12 protein-coding genes are annotated in these 17282 nt (G+C 45.5%); 9 read left to right on the top strand and 3 right to left on the bottom strand.

Annotation, left to right across the window (positions count from 1 at the left end):
• The first annotated feature begins 12 nt into the window (after window positions 1-12).
• Both N780_RS03020 and N780_RS03015 read left to right on the top strand, forming a co-directional pair.
• Window positions 13-1194 carry an efflux RND transporter periplasmic adaptor subunit gene (locus N780_RS03020; RefSeq protein WP_036779940.1) on the top strand — a complete coding sequence of 394 codons (1182 nt, stop codon included), beginning with the start codon at window positions 13-15 and terminating at the stop codon, window positions 1192-1194.
• Window positions 1194-4283 carry an efflux RND transporter permease subunit gene (locus N780_RS03015; protein ID WP_036779939.1) on the top strand — a complete coding sequence of 1030 codons (3090 nt, stop codon included), beginning with the start codon at window positions 1194-1196 and terminating at the stop codon, window positions 4281-4283. The genes N780_RS03020 and N780_RS03015 overlap by 1 nt, the downstream gene beginning before the upstream one ends.
• A 381-nt stretch (window positions 4284-4664) precedes the next feature.
• Here N780_RS03015 and murJ read toward each other — a convergent pair whose 3' ends face one another.
• The 3 genes from murJ to csaB form a co-directional block, all read right to left on the bottom strand.
• Window positions 4665-6194 carry a murein biosynthesis integral membrane protein MurJ gene (gene murJ, locus N780_RS03010; protein WP_036779938.1) on the bottom strand — a complete coding sequence of 510 codons (1530 nt, stop codon included), beginning with the start codon at window positions 6192-6194 and terminating at the stop codon, window positions 4665-4667.
• A gap of 291 nt (window positions 6195-6485) precedes the next feature.
• On the bottom strand, window positions 6486-7664 hold the full coding sequence (locus N780_RS03005) for a glycosyltransferase family 4 protein (RefSeq protein ID WP_036779936.1): 1179 nt from the start codon (window positions 7662-7664) through the stop codon (window positions 6486-6488).
• A 195-nt stretch (window positions 7665-7859) separates the two neighbouring features.
• On the bottom strand, window positions 7860-9011 hold the full coding sequence (gene csaB, locus N780_RS03000) for a polysaccharide pyruvyl transferase CsaB (protein WP_232299481.1): 1152 nt from the start codon (window positions 9009-9011) through the stop codon (window positions 7860-7862).
• A gap of 123 nt (window positions 9012-9134) precedes the next feature.
• Here csaB and N780_RS02995 point away from each other — a divergent pair, with 123 nt between their 5' ends.
• The 7 genes from N780_RS02995 to N780_RS02965 all read left to right on the top strand — a co-directional run bounded on the left by N780_RS02995 (window position 9135) and on the right by N780_RS02965 (window position 17271).
• Window positions 9135-10412 (top strand): nucleotide sugar dehydrogenase, encoded by a 1278-nt coding sequence (locus tag N780_RS02995; RefSeq protein WP_036780670.1) that lies wholly within the window; start codon window positions 9135-9137, stop codon window positions 10410-10412.
• A 12-nt stretch (window positions 10413-10424) separates the two neighbouring features.
• Window positions 10425-11138, top strand: a complete 714-nt coding sequence (locus N780_RS02990) for a WecB/TagA/CpsF family glycosyltransferase (protein ID WP_036779935.1) — start codon at window positions 10425-10427, stop codon at window positions 11136-11138.
• A gap of 58 nt (window positions 11139-11196) precedes the next feature.
• On the top strand, window positions 11197-12216 hold the full coding sequence (locus N780_RS02985; protein ID WP_036779933.1) for a GNAT family N-acetyltransferase: 1020 nt from the start codon (window positions 11197-11199) through the stop codon (window positions 12214-12216).
• Window positions 12217-12235: 19 nt separating this feature from the next.
• Entirely contained in the window at window positions 12236-13126 is an 891-nt protein-coding gene (locus tag N780_RS02980; protein ID WP_036779930.1) for a PIG-L deacetylase family protein, read from the top strand.
• A complete protein-coding gene (locus tag N780_RS02975; RefSeq protein ID WP_036779927.1) occupies window positions 13123-14223 on the top strand; it encodes a glycosyltransferase in 1101 nt (366 codons plus the stop codon). The genes N780_RS02980 and N780_RS02975 overlap by 4 nt, the downstream gene beginning before the upstream one ends.
• A gap of 106 nt (window positions 14224-14329) precedes the next feature.
• Window positions 14330-15721: an O-antigen ligase family protein gene (locus tag N780_RS02970; protein WP_036779925.1), complete on the top strand. Its 1392-nt coding sequence runs from the start codon at window positions 14330-14332 to the stop codon at window positions 15719-15721.
• Between the two features lie 401 nt (window positions 15722-16122).
• The gene (locus tag N780_RS02965; protein ID WP_036779923.1) at window positions 16123-17271 is read left to right on the top strand and encodes an S-layer homology domain-containing protein; all 1149 of its coding nucleotides are present in this window, start codon (window positions 16123-16125) and stop codon (window positions 17269-17271) included.
• Window positions 17272-17282 lie beyond the last annotated feature (11 nt).

The following is a 17282-nucleotide window of genomic DNA, read 5'->3' as shown; positions in this document are numbered from 1 at the left end:
AGTACGAGAATAATGAATAAGAAAGTATTAGCCGGGGCGTTTGCTGTACTTACACTCGTAATGGGAGCATGCTCAGACGATTCAGCTGAAGACACGGAGTCACAAGTAGAGCAAGTCACACCTGTTGAGGTGGCACCCGTAAGTAAGGGAGACCTCGTCGTTGAGCGAGAAGTATTTGGACGAGCGGTACCGAGTAAGAACGCTCCAATTTTGCCGAAGTCGACGGGTGAACTAGTCGAAGTAAACGTCTCAAAAGGGGACACCGTGCAACGAGGAGATGTTATTGGCCGAGTTAGCGCATCAAACGTAAATGATCAAATTCGCATCCAAGAAATCTCAGTTCAATCAGCAGAGAAGCAGCTTGAGTCTGCCCGCAATCAGCGCAATACAGCTGAAGAAGCCCTTGGGAATGCGCGTGACCAGCTAGAAGATGCGAAAGAACAACAAGAAGGGCTGTCAGGAATAGCGAAAGAAAGCGCCGAACAAGCAGTACGCCAAGCGGAAGCTGGAGTGACACAAGCAGAATCTCAACTAGAAAGTGCGGAAGTCGGCGTCGAACAAGCACAATTACAAGTTCAACAAGCCCAAGCGCAGCTTGAACAAACAAGAGGCCAACTGAATAACGCAGCAATTGTAGCCACCGTCTCTGGCGAAGTCACTTCTGTTAACGGTGAGGTAGGGGACATGGTATCAGGCCAACAGCCATTTGCCACGATCGTATCCATTAGTCCGATTAACCTGCAAGTATCCGTTACAGCAAAAGAACTTTCCCTTTTTGAAAAAGAACAAGAGATTCCTGCTTATGTGAGTTCACTAGAGAAAGAAGTGACCTCTAAAGTATCCTATATTTCTTCTGTCACAAACGACACCGGTTTGTATCCAGTTGAGGCAACGGTTACGAATGCAGACGGGAACATCAAACCTGGCATGATGGCGAAGCTACAGCTGCCAGAGATGACCGTATCTGATCATATCCTTGTTCCAACTTCTGCTGTTGTGGAGGAGAATACCGAAACGTTTGTTTATGTCATTGAAGAAGAACGCGCCAAGAAAGTAGCTGTTGAAGTCGTACGAGCTCAGTCTGATTTAACAGCAATCAAAGGCGACGTATCGGAAGGAGATCAAGTCGTTACAAAAGGGCAGCTCACTCTGTCCGATGACAACAAGATCCGCATCATGAAGGAGGTAGACTAGTGAAACTCGTCGAAACCTCCGTCAAACGGCCTGTTGGCGTCTTTATGATCGTCGTGGCGATTGTCGCTCTAGGGTTTGTATCCCTTAGAAACTTGACGATCGACCTTTATCCAGAAATCGATCTTCCAATCGCAGTCGTTTCGACCAGCTACCCAGACGCCGCTCCTCAGGAAGTGGAGAAGCTCATTAGCCGACCCGTCGAATCGTCCGTCAGTTCAATAGAAGGAATTAATACCGTTCAGTCTCAGTCACAGCCAGGCTCATCGCTTGTTATCCTGATGTTTGAGAACGGAACGAATTTAGATAATGCCCTTTTAGACGTCAGGGAGAAGGTCGATCAGATTAAGAGCATACTTCCAGAAGATGCAGGGGACCCGAGCATTCTGCGCTTTGACCCGCAGCAGATTCCAGTCATGTGGGTTGGGCTATCCGGTAAAGATGCCTCAAGTCTCCAAGGGATTGCAGAAGACAACATTGTCCCGTACTTTGAACGGCAAGGAGGCGTCGGTTCTGTCAGCATTGAAGGAGGCCGCACGCGTGAGGTTCAAGTCCAAATCGATCGCGCTCAAATGGCCCAATATGGTTTAAACAGCCAGACGCTCGTTCAAGCCATTAACGCTGCCAACCAATCGACCTCAGCCGGCGTACTTGAAAAGGGCGATCAGGACCTCCAAGTACGAATCCAAGGCGAGTTTGAGTCGATTGAAGACGTAAGAGAAACGATTATCACATCGCCAACAGGAGCTCAACTCGAACTGCAAGACGTGACGACCGTTGAAGATACCTTCAAAGATGTCACAACCATTTCCCGTGTAAATGGACAGCCCTCTGTTGTGCTGTCTGTCTTAAAGAAGTCAGACGGGAATACGGTTGAAGTGGCCAACAATGTGGCAGCAGCAATGGATGATGTTGAGGAGGACTTACCGAGCGATGTAAGCATGGACATTGTCTTTGACACGTCCACCTTCATTAAACAATCGATCCGATCTGTTGTACAAAACATTATTCTCGGTGGCATATTCTCCGTGTTTATTTTGCTTTTATTCCTGAAAAGCGTGCGCGCAACGATTGTTATTGGGATATCGATTCCGATTGCGATTATATCCACGTTCACGCTCATGTACTTTACAGGCAACACGTTGAACGTCTTAACGATGGGAGGGCTCGCCTTAGGGATCGGAATGATGGTCGACAGTTCGATCGTTATTTTAGAAAATATAGTCGCCTACAGGCAGCAAGGCTATTCGTTAAAAGAAGCGGCCAAAGAAGGAGCATCAGAACTAGCCCCAGCTGTTATTGCATCCACAACGACAACACTTGTGGTATTCTTGCCAATCGTATTCGTTGAAGGAATTGCATCAGAACTATTTACGCCGCTCGCGTTAACCGTGTCGTTTTCTCTGATCGCTTCACTCATCGTTTCGATTACGCTCATTCCAATGCTGTCATCGAAACTATTAACGAAGGCTATGAAAGACAACGGCCGACGCTACTGGTTCGACCGGTTCTTGGATAAAATCAACAATGGCTATCGCTCTATGTTAAGAGGTGTGCTAAGGCATCGCCTGATCACGGTTATAGTAACCATCCTTGCCATTGTAGGTAGCGCGTTCCTTGTGCCGCAGCTTGGAACAGAGTTCATCCCTCCTTCTGATCAAGGTCAGATCGAGGTAACGGTTGAAGCACCGTCAGGCACATCGTTACAAGGAACCGAATCGATTACAAAACAAATTGATGAAAAATTAGAGCCATATGAAGAGATTATCTCCTCCAATTACTTAAGCATCGGTGGAGGAGGGTTTGAAGGATTTTCATCCACTTCAAACGAAGCCTCTTATACCATTCAGCTCATCCCGCCAGAAGAGCGAGAGAGAACAACGTCGACCGTGATGCAGCAAATTGATGAAGACCTCTCCGATATTGTCGGAGCTGAGATTACCGTTAGTGAAATGTCAGCAGGATTAGGTGGCGGATCACCTGTACAGATTCAGCTGAACGGTGAAGAATATGAAGTACTACGAGAGCTGGCTGATCAAATCGTCTGGACGATCGATCAGGTGGAAGGGGTCCACAATCCGGAATCCTCAGCATCAGAAGGACGCCCTGAAATCCAGGTCAATGTGGACCGGGATAAAGCAGCTCAGTACGGCCTTTCCTATCAACAGGTTATGAGCCAGGTACAGCTTGGCTTTAGTGGTCAAACAGCCACGAGGTTCCGTGAAGCGGGTGACGAAGTAGATGTCCGCATCATTCTTCCTGAAGAAGAACGCCGCAGTATTAGTGACTTAGAGTCCATGAAAATACAAACCGGTTCAGGCGAAATGATTCCGTTAGCAACAGTGGCCGAACTTGAGCAAGTTCAAGGACCAGCAACATTGCTACGAGAAAATCAACAAAAGCAAGTCAACGTCTCAAGTGAGGTAGTGAATCGAGACCTTGGAAGCATTACAGAAGATATCCGATCCGAGCTCGATCGCATTAACTTCCCTGAAGGCTATTCCTATTCCATTGGCGGTCAGGCAGAAGATATGGCCGACTCATTCGGAGACCTTGCATTAGCCCTGATCTTCTCGATCTTCCTAGTATACGCCGTTATGGCCATTCAATTTGAGAACTTCCTGTACCCATTTGTCATTATGTTCTCCATGCCAGCGACCATTATCGGAGTACTAGGCGGGCTGTACATTACAGATAAACCAATTAGTGTACCAGCCATAATTGGGGTCATCATGCTCGCCGGGATCGTCGTAAACAACGCGATTGTGCTCGTGGATTACATTAACATCGTCAGACGAAAAGGCGTCGACCGTTATGAAGCCATATTAGAAGCAGGACCAAGTCGCCTCCGTCCGATCTTAATGACCACACTCACAACTGTACTCGGAATGATTCCACTAGCCTTAGGACTAGGACAAGGAGCAGAAGCACAGCAACCGATGGCGATTACGATCATATTCGGACTCACCGTCTCAAGCTTCTTTACACTCCTACTCATTCCAGTTGTCTACACGTATTTCGACGACCTCTCACAACGCATTGTTCGTCTCTTTAGTAGAGGCAACAAGAAAGCAGCAAAAACCGAATCGTAACCAAAAAGGACAGGCCGCACAGGCCTGTCCTTTTCATTTCTGGAAGCTGGGAGAATGTTTCCGTTTGCTGTAATTGAGTGTAAGGTGGTTCGGGAAATCACTCGCTTTCCGCGGCGAGCTGGGAAGCCTCCTCAATCGCTACGCGCTTTCCGGGGTCTCCCCTAGGCTCCTCCTGCCGCAGGAGTCTCGCAATTTCCCGAACCACCTTTGCCATATAAGGGGAAACGGAAACATGCCATAGATGGTGGATATGTGGCTATAACCTCCGCCGTATGAAAGCTTCCGGGCCGTTAATCCAGACGCCCCATCCACTCAACTAAAGCAACAGCCCATCCAGACACAAAAACACCTCCCGCATAAGCGGGAGGTGCATAGTGCATATTAGCCTTGTTTCATACTCTTGCGATCGCGCACTAGGCGCATGAGCTGGCCGAAGCCTTCGCGGTAGAAGATATAAAGACCAACTACGTAAAAGACAACGCCCACTGGAATGAGAATAAGAAGTTCCCATAGGGCATAAAGCGACTCGATATCTGTAAATGTTTGAATCAAGTAAATCGGAATCGCCATGATGATCGTTGGAATCAGCACTTTGAAGAACAGCGCAGGAACCTTCATCAATTCGCTCTTATCATAATCCTGATACACAGCATAAGTAACGGCTGATACGTAATATACGGCAACGACTGAGCTTGATAACGCAAGTCCTGGGTAGCCCATTGGCTGGATGAAGACGTAGTTGAGCACAGCGTTTAAGATAATCGTCGTTGAGCTGATGCTAAGTAACTTCTTCGTCTTCTCCTGGGCGTATAATCCCTTCACCCCAATAACAAGGAGACCTTGCGTCAGGATGATCGGAATGTAAAGTTGCAGCACGTAATACGTATTCGCTGTATCTTCAGGGGTGAACTTACCACCTTCATAAATAAAGGAGATGGCAGCTTTACCAACGAGGAATGTTCCTACAGCAATCGGTAATAGCGTCATCATCCCGATTTGGTACCCCATATAAAGGGTGTTTTTGAACTTTTCTTTCTGCTGAGCTTGTTCGGATAACAATGTGAAAATAATTGCAACAATCGTTGTTGTAAAGATCGTACTGGGGATACTCATCAGAAGCGATGCGTTGTTTAAATACGTCGTTGCTCCTGTATCAATACGTGCGGCGAACATTTTGTTCACGAACACGTTAATGTGACCGACGGATGAGTGAAGGAGGGCGGGAGCGAGCAAGATTAAGAAATTGCGCCCAAACTCATCATCAAACTTCAAGCTCGGCATCCATTTGAACCCGCCTCGCTTCAAGGATACAAACTGAATCACAACACCAAGGAATGTACCAAATACAAACCCGTAAGCCATGCTGTAAATGCCCCACTGATCGGCGAAGAAGACCAAGAAGAGCGTAGCCATGAGTGTTCCCATAATTTTCGAAATCTGTGTCGGAACGAAAATGCGTCGTGCCTGTAAATAAGACTCGAGCACACCGCTTAAGGCGATTACGACCATAAAGATAAAGAACACTTGCGTCAGTTCAATCGTAATCTCTAACGTTAACTCTGATCTGTCTCCATATAAGAACGGAACGATATAAGGAGCAAGGAAATACGCTGCCACCGATCCGATTAGGAAAAAGATCGTCGTATAGTTTAATATGCTGTTAGCATTTCGTTCAGCTTTCTCTACATCTGCCTTACGATGCTTCACGTAATGGGGGAGGAAAACGGAATTAAATCCGTTTGCGATCAGCGCTAAAATCAGCGTGACAAAAGTAAAGGAAAGCAAGAAGCCGTCGGTGCTTTCGCTTACACCAAATTCTCTGGCCATCATGCTCTCCCTTACAAACCCTAGTAATTTCAACAATAGTGATAGCATCGTAATCCAGATTGCGGTTTTCTTTAATCCAGACATGTTGAATACCTTCTTCTTTCTTCATATACTTGTTATTTACTTAAGAGCTGGATTCGTTACGGTATAAGAGAGAGGGGGAGGGCAGATGGACTCGCTTTCCATGGACGAACAATCGAGCCTCCTCGCTTCGCTGTGGGGTCTCGCTCATTCGTTTTTCCATAGGAGTCTCGCCCATCTGCCCTCCCCCAATCGAATAAGGAGAACGAATCCTTCAATAAAAGGGGGCGTAATTGATCAAAGGATAAAACCTTCAATTACCTAAAACCCTCAAAGATAAAAAACATCTATCTACTAAGCGTACTGCAATATCTTTTCGTAAATGCTTGAGTAGGATGTGGCGGCTGATACGTGAGAATATTCTTGTTCGATTTTTAGCCGAGCTTGTAACGCGATACGGTCTCCGAACGTCTGATTAGATAGTAAGGTAATCACTGCATCGGCGAGGGCTTCGGTGTCTTTTTCGGGTACGAGTAGGCCGTTTTCGCCGTGTTCGATAATTTCTTTTAGTCCGCCTACTTTAGAGGCGATGACGGGTACGCCGCTGCCCATGGCTTCGAGGGCTGAGATGGATGTGGCTTCTTCAACGCCGGCTGAGTGGACAGATGGGATGATGGTGATGTCGCTCATGGCGTAATAGTCTTTCATAACTTCATGAGGAATGTCACCTAGGAAGTGCACATCGCTTTCTGTACCGCCGGCTTTAGCCGCGTCCCTGACTGCTTGTTCTTCTTCACCGCTCCCGGCATAAATGATTTTAGCAGTAGGGAACGTTTGCTGAATGAGAGATAGAGACTTCGCAGGGTAAATGACCCCGTTTTTCTTCGTTAAACGGCGAGGGATAAAGATAAGCTTATCCTCTTCCTTGAAGCCGAACTTATTACGGAGTTCTTGCTTACGATCCGTTTGTGGAAGGAATTGATCGACATCGATGAAATTGTGGACGCGGATCCCTTCTACACCAGCAAGGTCACGGACATAGTTGCGGATGCGGTAGTCTACCGTGATGACCTGTCGCGTTTTCTGATAGGCTTCTGTTTCCTTCAACTGTAGGACTTTCGCTTCTTCGCTCTCGGACTTAATCGATCCGCGGCTAATGGCTTCAAAGGTCATGTATCCATGTACCGTCGTAACGGTATTTAAGCCGGCCTCAAGGGATGCGAACGTGGCGTATATATCCTGGGCGTTCACGAGATCATAGGGTTTCTGCTCATGCTTTTTCTTAATCATTTCCTTCAGCATGTTCTGGCGCAATTTATGCCCAAGTAAAATACCCTTCCCAGGAGACATCCGGTTCATAAAGAAACTAGGCCCTTTTGCGAAGAGTTGTTGCTTATAATAAGGCAGATCGCTAAAGGACAGCGTCTCCACGTCATGTCCTAAAGCTTGAAGCCCTGATTGTAAAGTTGTCATATGGGTCGATAGCCCCCCTGTGTGGGGGTAATTGAATACTGTTGCGAGTAGAATACGCATAATGTTCCTCCGAGTCAACGAAATCACGTGTTGGTCTATGTACAAAGTGTAAAAAGGTAAAGAAGTGCCCTTTACCTTTTGAACCGTTCAATATCTATTTCTTATAAACTATCAATTATGTAAAGTTTTGGCCTAGTGTTATTGTAAGCCATACACGAGCAAAAGAAAATGCCTAAGCTTTAGAGAGGAACCAATCTACACGAAATGTTTCTTCATTAATGCCAGGTTCTCAAGCGCTGCATCCCGTAACGATTGACGCTCAACCTCTAACTCGGCAACTAATCGCTCACGATCATCTAAGAGCTGAAGCACATTCGGATAGAGGTCTTCAGCTGTGAAATCATCAAGTGTCGTGGAATATTCCCACATGCCTGTCCGTTTCGTCAGGCTCTCAACCTTTTTATCGTAACTAATTCCGGCATACGGAACAGAAGCAAGCGTTGCAAAGATCAACGAATGCAATCGCATCCCAATCACCGCCCTACATTCTTTCATAAACTGTAGATACTGATTCGGTGTGAAGTCCGTTCCTAGTATATACGTTTGTTCACCATGCTCCATCTGCTCTTGAATGGCGCGGGATACAGCTGCATCGTGTTCTCCTTCCATAGGAATGAACACAGGCGTAATGCCTCGCTCCTTGATCAAACGATCGAGCAAGACAGCCATTTCTTTCTGGTAAGACGTTTCCCCGAACCAGGGACGAACGCTAATGCCGACGATCGACTGGTTCTCTTCTATAGGAAGAGACTCGATGCACGAGCGGTCATTATGTCCTTGATAAGCAAATACAATATCAGATGTAACAACCGTCTCAGGACGCGTAACGCCAAGCTTATGAAGGTAGTTCTTGGAATAGTCATCTCTTACCGTAATAAAATCGGCCAGGTTACCGAACGTTTTCATAAGAAGCTTACCGTATTTACTTGTGACAGGACCAACCCCTTGAGAGAAAAACATCACTTTAGTGCCACAGAGCTTGGCTAATAACACGATAAGTAAATAATATGGAAGAGGTCCGAAAATAATACGAGTAGGATATGTATCTTGAAGGAGGCCACCACCGCCACTTAATAGAAGGTCAGCTTCACGAAGGGCACGAACCTTTTTCTTAAAATCATGGCGCCAGCCTCTGTAAATACTTGTTACTGAATGTTTAGTTGCGGTTTCGTCAGGGGAAAGGGAGAAAACAGTGAGGTAAGGGTCATCGAGCGATGATCGTAAGTTGTCAATCATAGCATCAAGGATGGCTTCATCTCCTGTATTACCTAATCCATAAAAACCGGAAATCACAATTTTCATAAGTTCATTTCCATTCCTTTTCTGCTTTAGAAACTCAATTTTCATAGTAGCACCTTTTGTCAGAAAATGAAATAATCATTCAAGATTCAGACGCAAATAACTATTCGCAAAGGTTGGCATTGTTTGCTATACTCTAAACAAATAACAAAGGAGAAAGAAGAGACCGTTATGACTAAAATTTGTGTAATCGGCCTAGGCTACATTGGGCTTCCGACGTCAGCTGTGTTCGCAAAAGCTGGCTACGATGTAGTAGGCATTGACGTAAATAAGAAAGTAGTAGATACATTAAACGAAGGAAAGATTCACATAGAAGAACCAGGCTTACCAGAAGTCGTGAAGGAAGCGGTTGAGTCCGGGAAGTTAACAGCCTCAACTGAAGTTCAAAAAGCAGATGTCTTTATCATTGCTGTGCCAACCCCTGTCCACGAAGACAAGACAGCCAATACGGACTATGTGGCGAAGGCAACAGAAAGCATCCTGCCTGTTCTTGAGAAAGGCAACACAATTATTGTGGAATCAACGATTCCACCGCGTACGATCGATGACGTTGTTGCTCCTGTTCTGCGCGATGCTGGCTGGAACTTAGAAGAGAATGATCTATACGTATCCCACTGCCCAGAGCGTGTGATTCCAGGTAAGATCATGGAAGAACTGATCCATAATACACGCGTAGTCGGCGGACTGACGCCAGAAGGCGCGAAGAAAGCAGCTGACGTCTACCGCTTAGTTGTTCAGGGAGACATCCACGAAACAACAGCCGTTACAGCTGAGATGTCGAAGCTAATGGAGAATACGTTCCGTGATGTGAACATTGCCCTAGCCAATGAACTTGCGAAAGTATCCGATAAATTAGACGTGAACGCACACGAAGTGATTAACTTTGCAAACATGCACCCACGTGTAAATATCCTGCAACCAGGACCAGGCGTAGGGGGACACTGTATCGCAGTTGATCCGTACTTCATTATTGAGAAAGCGCAAGAAGAAACGCCACTCATGCAAACATCTCGTCAGATTAATGACTCGATGCCTTCTTTCGTTGTAGAGAAGATCGAAACGTTAACCGAGAATGTCCAAAATCCAAAGATCGCGGTATTCGGCCTATCTTATAAAGCGAACGTAGACGATGTTCGCGAAAGCCCGGCTGTAACGATTACAAGAAGCCTACAAAGTCATAAAAAAGGCTTTAACGTAGCAGCACATGATCCATTTGTGAAGCAAGACATGACAGACATCCCGCTACACAGCGTGGAAGAAGCCCTGCAGGATGCAGACGTTGCGCTCGTATTAGCGGACCACCGTCAGTTTAAAGAAATGGATCCAAGCTTGTTCGCACAATTCATGAAGACACCGGTTGTCTTAGATACTCGTAACTGCGTACCTGATCACCAAGACATGACGCTTTACCAAATTGGACACCTAACCGGACTAAAGCCAATAGACTAAGAGGGATCATTAATGAAGAATGAACAATACATGGGAGTTGAAGTCTCCCCATTGTCATACGACGAGATTACAGATCAACTGAAGACACGCGTTCAGGCAGGAGAACAATCCACCATTATTGCGGTTAATCCGGAGAAGATCATGAAGGCGCAGGAAGATGCGACCCTTCGTGATCTCATTAACGGTTCAACTTTCCAGATTCCAGATGGGGTAGGCGTATTACTCGCCTCCCGTTTAAAAGGAGGACAAGTTCGCTCCCGTGTGACGGGTGTGGATATGATGGATCATCTGCTGAAGCTCTCAGCCGATCAAGGGTATCGTGTTTTCTTTTATGGAGCGAAGGAAGAAGTGGTCTCAAAAGCGATTGAAAACATTCAAGCCAAATACCCAGCCATGCAGGTGGCCGGTTACGATAATGGCTATGTACAAGACCAAGAAGCATTAATCGAGAAGATTCAAGGATCAAAAGCTGACGTCATGTTCATCGCCCTTGGTTCCCCGAAACAAGAACTATGGATTCGCGAGAACAAAGACCGACTTCCGGTTAAAGTGTTCCAGGGGGTTGGTGGAAGTTTCGACGTTTTCGCAGGTCATGTGAAACGCGCGCCAGCTCCGTTTCGTAAAGTAGGCATGGAATGGTTTTACCGTTTAGCGACAGATCCGAAGCGTTTCAAACGCCAGCTTGCGTTGCCGAAATTCCTCTTTAAGATCGTAACGAAGAAATAAATCGCGAGGCTTGGCAAGCGGTCAGGCCTCTTTGCACTTTATAAAAAGGATGACACTTATGCCAATCAGAACGTACCAGCCAGGAGATGAGCCCAAAATCCAGGCTTTATTTACGAAAGTTTTTCACAAAGAGCGCTCAAACGAAGAATGGGAATGGAAGTTTCTGCAACACCCTAACGCTCACAATCCGTGGATTCTTCTCTTTGAAGAAGAAGGGGAGGTCTTAGGCCATATTTCCCTTTGGATCGCTGACGCTTGGATCGATGGGAAACAAAGAACAGTTGGTCTTCGTGTGGATACGATGGTAGACCCTGACGCTCGAGGTAAAGGGATCTATAAGAAACTAAATGAAAAGCTATTAGAAGAAGCGACCGAGCAAGGAATCGATTTCCTTTACGGCTTCCCAGCTGAAAAAGCGAAGGAACTGTTCCTCCGCTATACCGGCGCAACTCATCTCACAGATATGCCGCGTTATGTCCTTATGCAGCGTCCTGTCGCCCTTTTATCTAGTAAGCTGACACCACTCAAGCTATTCAAAATGCTTGATGCACCGATATCGAAATGGCAGACTCGTAAACTAAAGCCGCATGGCGGAACGATAGAGGACGTCTCAGAATTTGATCAAGCGTTTGACCAACTCGCTGAAGATACCAAGCACCAGGCAAAGGCCCATCTCATCCGCAATGCCGAGTACTTAAACTGGCGCTATACCAAGCATCCAGAGAAAACGTACAAAACATTTGCCTATTACAAAGAAGAAACGCTAAGAGGGTACCTCACGTACTCGATTGAACAGAAACCGGACTACACCAATGGATTTATCATTGATTGGCTAGCACGTGAGGAAGAGGATTGGGACATCCTTCTAAAAGAAGCGGCCCAGCGACTGAAAGAGGTAGATGTCATTCAGACGTGGTCTTTAAAAGCAACCTCTTCTGCCAAGGCACTTGAGAAACACGGTTTCATCCATAAAGACAGTCCGATGCCCCTTGTTGGAAAGGACATCGCTCATGATACGGCCCACCTTCACAATGATGAAGCGTGGTACATTACCCCGGGAGATATAGACTCGTTCTAGGTTAAAGGAGATTACATTTATGAAGCGAAAGATACTACAATCGATCTCACCGATCATCCATCCGATTACAGATCTTGTATTGGAACGTTATTATAAAGGTCAGCTCGAGTGTGCTCCCCTTAAAGAGGAGCGCGTATTGTTGTTGGCTCCACACGTTGATGATGAAACGATTGGTGCCGGGGGTACCATCCATCAGCATATTAGAAGCGGTGCCGAAACAACTGTAATCTTCTTAACGAACGGAGCCGGTAGTGTCTCTGATTTAGATCAGTCTGAACTCATCGAGCGTCGCCGTAAGGAAGCCTACAACGTACAGGAGCTTCTTGGTATCCAGGACATTCGTTTCTTCGACGAACCAGACGGCGCGCTAGCTAGCACAAGCAGCTTACAAGCTCGTCTGAAACAAGTGATCGAAGAAGTGCAACCGGATGTTGTCTACGCTCCCGTTTTTGTGGATTGCCACAGCGATCATATTGAAACAGGCCACCTGCTTCGTGATACGCTTGAGCAAGTACCTCAAAGTCCTAAAGTACGCTTGTATGAAATCAACACTGCGCTTCCAAAAGAAGAAATCAACTGCGTCGTGGATATCACAAAGAGCTTTGATGTGAAGACAGGAGCGGTCGATATATTCAAATCTCAGACCATCGACTTTGATGGTTTTCTCGCACTAGCCCGCTACAAATCCCGGCTCGTCGAACAGCCTAATGTTGAAGTCGTCGAGACGTTCTTAGAACTTGACCAAGAAACATTTACGAAACGATTCGACGCGGTGTATGGCCAATATGCCTACTCCGAGTATTTCAAGCAAGTGAATAAAGCGGCAACCTTACTACTAGCCCTTTTCAAAAACTTAAGTTTCAAACAACGTGTCTATCAGGAAAGTAAAGGAGGCACTTCGTCATCATGAGAGTTGTTCACTTAATCTCCGGTGGGGAAACAGGCGGGTCGAAGAACCACCTCCTCACATTACTCTCCCAATTTAATAAACAAGACGTTTCCCTTTTGGTTATGCAAAAAGGAGCTCTATACGAAGAAGCGCTTGAGAAAGGAATCGACGTTCATCTTCTTGACCAGAGCTCGCGCTATGACGTGCGCGTGATCAGTAAGCTGAAGCGGTTCCTTAAAGATGGTGGGTATGACCTATTACATACGCATGGACCAAGAGCGAACCTTTATGGAGCCTTGGTCAAACGATCAACCAATATTCCATGGATCACAACGATTCATAGTGATCCGAAGCTCGACTTCTTAAAGGGTGGCATAAAAGGGAAGATCTTTACGAAAATCAATCTGTGGGCGATTAGCCGGATTGATCATTTTTTTGCCGTTTCAGAGCGATTTAAAGAAGATCTGATCTCTTTAGGGATCCAAGGTGACAAAATCACCACCGTTTATAACGGGATCGATTTCTCTAAAGGGTCTTATGCAAAAGGGAACCTCTCCCGTAAAGATTTGAACCTGAACGGATCAGACTTCGTCGCCGCTATGGTGGCTCGTCTTCATCCGATTAAAGGACACGAAGAAGTGTTTGAAGCTGTAAAGTCTTTACAAGATCCCTCTTTCCAATTACTCTTGGTTGGTGGAGGACCCGAAGAGGAGTCTTTGAAGAGTCGCGTGAAGGAACTAGAGATCGAGGACCAGGTCCACTTCCTTGGCTTCAGAAGCGATGTGCCGGATCTCTACCAGATCTCTGACGTTGGGCTTCTTGCTTCGTATAGTGAAAGCTTTCCACTCGCTTTACTGGAAGCGGGACGCGAAGACACACCTGTTATTGCGACAGATGTCGGTGGCGTCCAGCATATGGTGAGCGACTATGGCTGGGTTGTTCCGATTAAAGATTCGGAGGCTCTGAAGAGCGCCTTCACAAAAGCGATCAATAAGAAAGAAACAGGAGAACTTGCCCCAATGGGTCGCCAGTTCCACGAGTATGCCGCTAGCAACTTTTCCTTAGAACAACTTGCTGAGGCAACGGAAAATAGGTATAAAACATTTCTAGAAGCGTGAAACTTTAGAGAAGGGTTTCGTCTGTACGATCTGGATGAAGCCTTCTCTTTCTTTGTTTCCTCGCTTACGTACGATTTGCAAAATATAAAGAGGAGTGTACCACCACATGGCACAGAAACATTCAATAACGTTTTACCTGGTGCTCTTGCACCTGATCATCATGCCACTTGTCCCATTAAAAGTGTACGCAGGACCCTTACCAATCTCTGCTGAAGTTGTGTTAATCCCGGTCCTGACGGTTGTTGCGGCGTATGAATGGTATACAAAGCGAATCAAACTACACGACGACCTCTCTATGAAAACATTTATGGTCTTATTCGGCTTATTCTTCTTAATCCAGGTCATTTCCTTAACCCAGGCAGAATCCTTATTCCCGGGTATTAAAGAGATGGTTCGTTACCTATCCTATGCAGTCCTATTCTATATCGTCACGAAGGTAAACTTCTCACGGAGCGAATTCAAGACGATCGGAATCACGTTCTCCATCGTCCTTGCGCTCGTTGGAATATGGGGCATCTTAACGTATGTCTTCGCCATCAACCTAAATACAGCTGGCGTGTACGCACTTGAAGAAGCTTACGGGCGCGTCATGGCAACGATGGGGAACCCGAACTACTACGCAGGCTTTATTAACTTCGTCATTCCAGGACTCCTGCTCGTAGGTGTCGCGTATTTCAAAGAGCGAAAGTGGCAGCTGATGTTCTTTGCTCTATTCGGAATTTATGTCATCAACCAAATCTTCACCTATACACGTTCAGCTTGGCTCATTATGGCGCTTGCGATTATCTTGACGTCACTCCTTGTACCGAAGCGATTCTACAAGAAACTATTCACGATCCACATGATCGTCGCAAGCATCGTCCTAGCTATCGTTGTCTATAATCTTCCGGATGTGCAAGACCGAACGAAATCGGCCATGTTTGTTGTTCAATCGTTCTTCCCTGAAGACACAACGTCGCCAGGTGGTGGTGTAGATCGCGATGGTGATGGAGTGGAAGATGACGATAGCGGCAAGCTAAATGAGAAGGATGAGAAGAACAAATCCTTCACAAACAAAGCCGTTGTCTCAAGAACAACCCTTTGGAAAACGGGTTACTATATGTATAAGGACAACCCTGTCCTCGGTGTAGGGATCGGGAACTACGACGTGCGCTATAAAGAATATGTAACGAAGTATCCTCAGCTTTATATCGGACACGATCAGTACTCTGTTCATAACTCGTATCTGAAAGTCGCTTCAGAAACAGGAACGATCGGACTCCTAAGCTTCCTGGCCATCTATGTGTACTATTACATCTTTATGGTGAAGCAATATATAATACACCGCGAAGATCTGTTGAAGAAGCTCATGCTAGTTGGACTATTTGTAGGCGCAGGCACCTTTGCCGGCCAGAACATTGCCAACAACCTTATCTTTATTCCGCAGGTGAATGTCTTATTCTGGTTAATTTCAGGACTTGTCTTTAATTATGTGCATTCGAAACATAGTCGTGCATAAGCTGGTAAAGTTGTGGGGAAAACCTACATTGGAAATACCGGGAAAAAATACTTGTCAGGGTAAAAAATTACATGATATACTAAATAACGTAATTGCAAGAAAACTTGCAAAAATTAAGAGGGAAGTTTCGACACTTCCCTCTTTTTTATGACAAATTCCTTAGTCTTTTAACATTTTCGTAAAAATACATACAATTATTTCATTTATTAGTTGAAAAAAGTCGCAGTTTTGTTAGAATGACTAATGTGAGTATTTCCATTTTAGGCAAACTTATCTACTAATTCCATATTAGTGTAACGTTTGCAGTTATTTTTTGAAAAAGGGCTGGTAGATTTATAGTCTCCTAGTCTTAGATATAACCATGTACTTTTTGTACATAATTTAAGGGAGGAAAATTTTACATGGCATTTCAACCAAAGTCTTATCGCAAGTTCGTCGTTGCATCAGCATCTGCAGCTCTAGTTGGAGCAGCAGTGGCACCAGCATCTGCAGGCGCAGCAGAAGCTACTACAGCCGCTGAAGCATTCACTGATGTAACAGTAGACACGCCTCATTACGAATACATCAACGCACTTTACCAAGAAGGCGTTATCAACGGTTTCGAAGATGGTGAATTCAAGCGTGATGAGTACGTACCACGTAGCCAAGCAGCTGAAATGATCTTCAATGCACTTGGTCTTAAAGAAGTAGATGATCTTTCAAGCTTTACATTCACAGATGTAAACGATCGTCTAAAAGGTGAAATTCAGGCACTAGTAAACGAAGAAGTATTTGACGGTCATTCTGAGACTGACTTCGGTTATGCTGAAAATCTTACTCGTGAGCAAATGGCTAAAATCATTTCAGAAGCATTTGATATTCCACAAAAAGATGTTCCGAATGCAGATTTCACGGACCTTATGGACACTAAATTATATCCATTTATCAACTCTGTAGCAGCAGCTGGTATCGTTGATGGATATGAAGATGGAAGCTTTGGTGTTGGTGACCCAATCAAACGCGGTGACTTCGCTAAAATGCTTTATAAAGCTTGGGAATTTGCTAACGGTGGAGAGCCTGAACCTACTCCAGACCTTACATTAGCAGAAGTTGGTTCTGCAGAATCTACTCTACCAGGAGTTTACTCTGTATCTGTTCCAGTAAGTGGCCTTGAAGGTGCTACTAAAGATTCAATGGTGACGCTAACAGTTGGGGAAGAAACTATAGAACTTGCTTATGATGAGGAATTAGATTCATTCGCAGACTTCCAGGTTTCCGGTTACACTCTAGCAGAACTAAATGCAGGAACTGTAGAATTTGAAACTCCAGAAGTTAAGACAGTTGCTGACCTAAACGGTACGGCTAGCTCTACTCTACCAGGTGTATTCGCAGTAGAAATCGGTCTTGATGAACTTCAAGCTGAAGGTGTAACAAGTGAAGATACAGTGACTCTTATGATCGGTGAAGATTCTGTAGAGTTAACATATGATGAAGAGCTTGACGCATTTGCAAACTTCCAGGTTTCTGGCTACACAATGGAAGAATTAATGGCCGCTACAGTTTCTAACTAAGAGGGTGAAGA

This window comes from Pontibacillus chungwhensis BH030062, from assembly GCF_000770675.1.
In the GTDB taxonomy this organism is placed as follows: Bacteria; Bacillota; Bacilli; order Bacillales; family BH030062; genus Pontibacillus; species Pontibacillus chungwhensis.
The sequence above is the reverse complement of the archived record's forward strand: the minus strand, read 5'-3'. Positions and strand labels throughout refer to the sequence as shown.

Coding starts and splice junctions, on each gene's coding strand:
- murJ (WP_036779938.1), bottom strand. CDS start 6,194: ATGTCTGGATTAAAGAAAACCGCAATCTGGATTACGATGCTATCACTA.
- N780_RS02985 (WP_036779933.1), top strand. CDS start 11,197: ATGCCAATCAGAACGTACCAGCCAGGAGATGAGCCCAAAATCCAGGCT.
- N780_RS02975 (WP_036779927.1), top strand. CDS start 13,123: ATGAGAGTTGTTCACTTAATCTCCGGTGGGGAAACAGGCGGGTCGAAG.
- N780_RS03005 (WP_036779936.1), bottom strand. CDS start 7,664: ATGCGTATTCTACTCGCAACAGTATTCAATTACCCCCACACAGGGGGG.
- N780_RS02990 (WP_036779935.1), top strand. CDS start 10,425: ATGAAGAATGAACAATACATGGGAGTTGAAGTCTCCCCATTGTCATAC.
- N780_RS02980 (WP_036779930.1), top strand. CDS start 12,236: ATGAAGCGAAAGATACTACAATCGATCTCACCGATCATCCATCCGATT.
- N780_RS03020 (WP_036779940.1), top strand. CDS start 13: ATGAATAAGAAAGTATTAGCCGGGGCGTTTGCTGTACTTACACTCGTA.
- N780_RS02970 (WP_036779925.1), top strand. CDS start 14,330: ATGGCACAGAAACATTCAATAACGTTTTACCTGGTGCTCTTGCACCTG.
- N780_RS02995 (WP_036780670.1), top strand. CDS start 9,135: ATGACTAAAATTTGTGTAATCGGCCTAGGCTACATTGGGCTTCCGACG.
- csaB (WP_232299481.1), bottom strand. CDS start 9,011: ATGAAAATTGAGTTTCTAAAGCAGAAAAGGAATGGAAATGAACTTATG.
- N780_RS02965 (WP_036779923.1), top strand. CDS start 16,123: ATGGCATTTCAACCAAAGTCTTATCGCAAGTTCGTCGTTGCATCAGCA.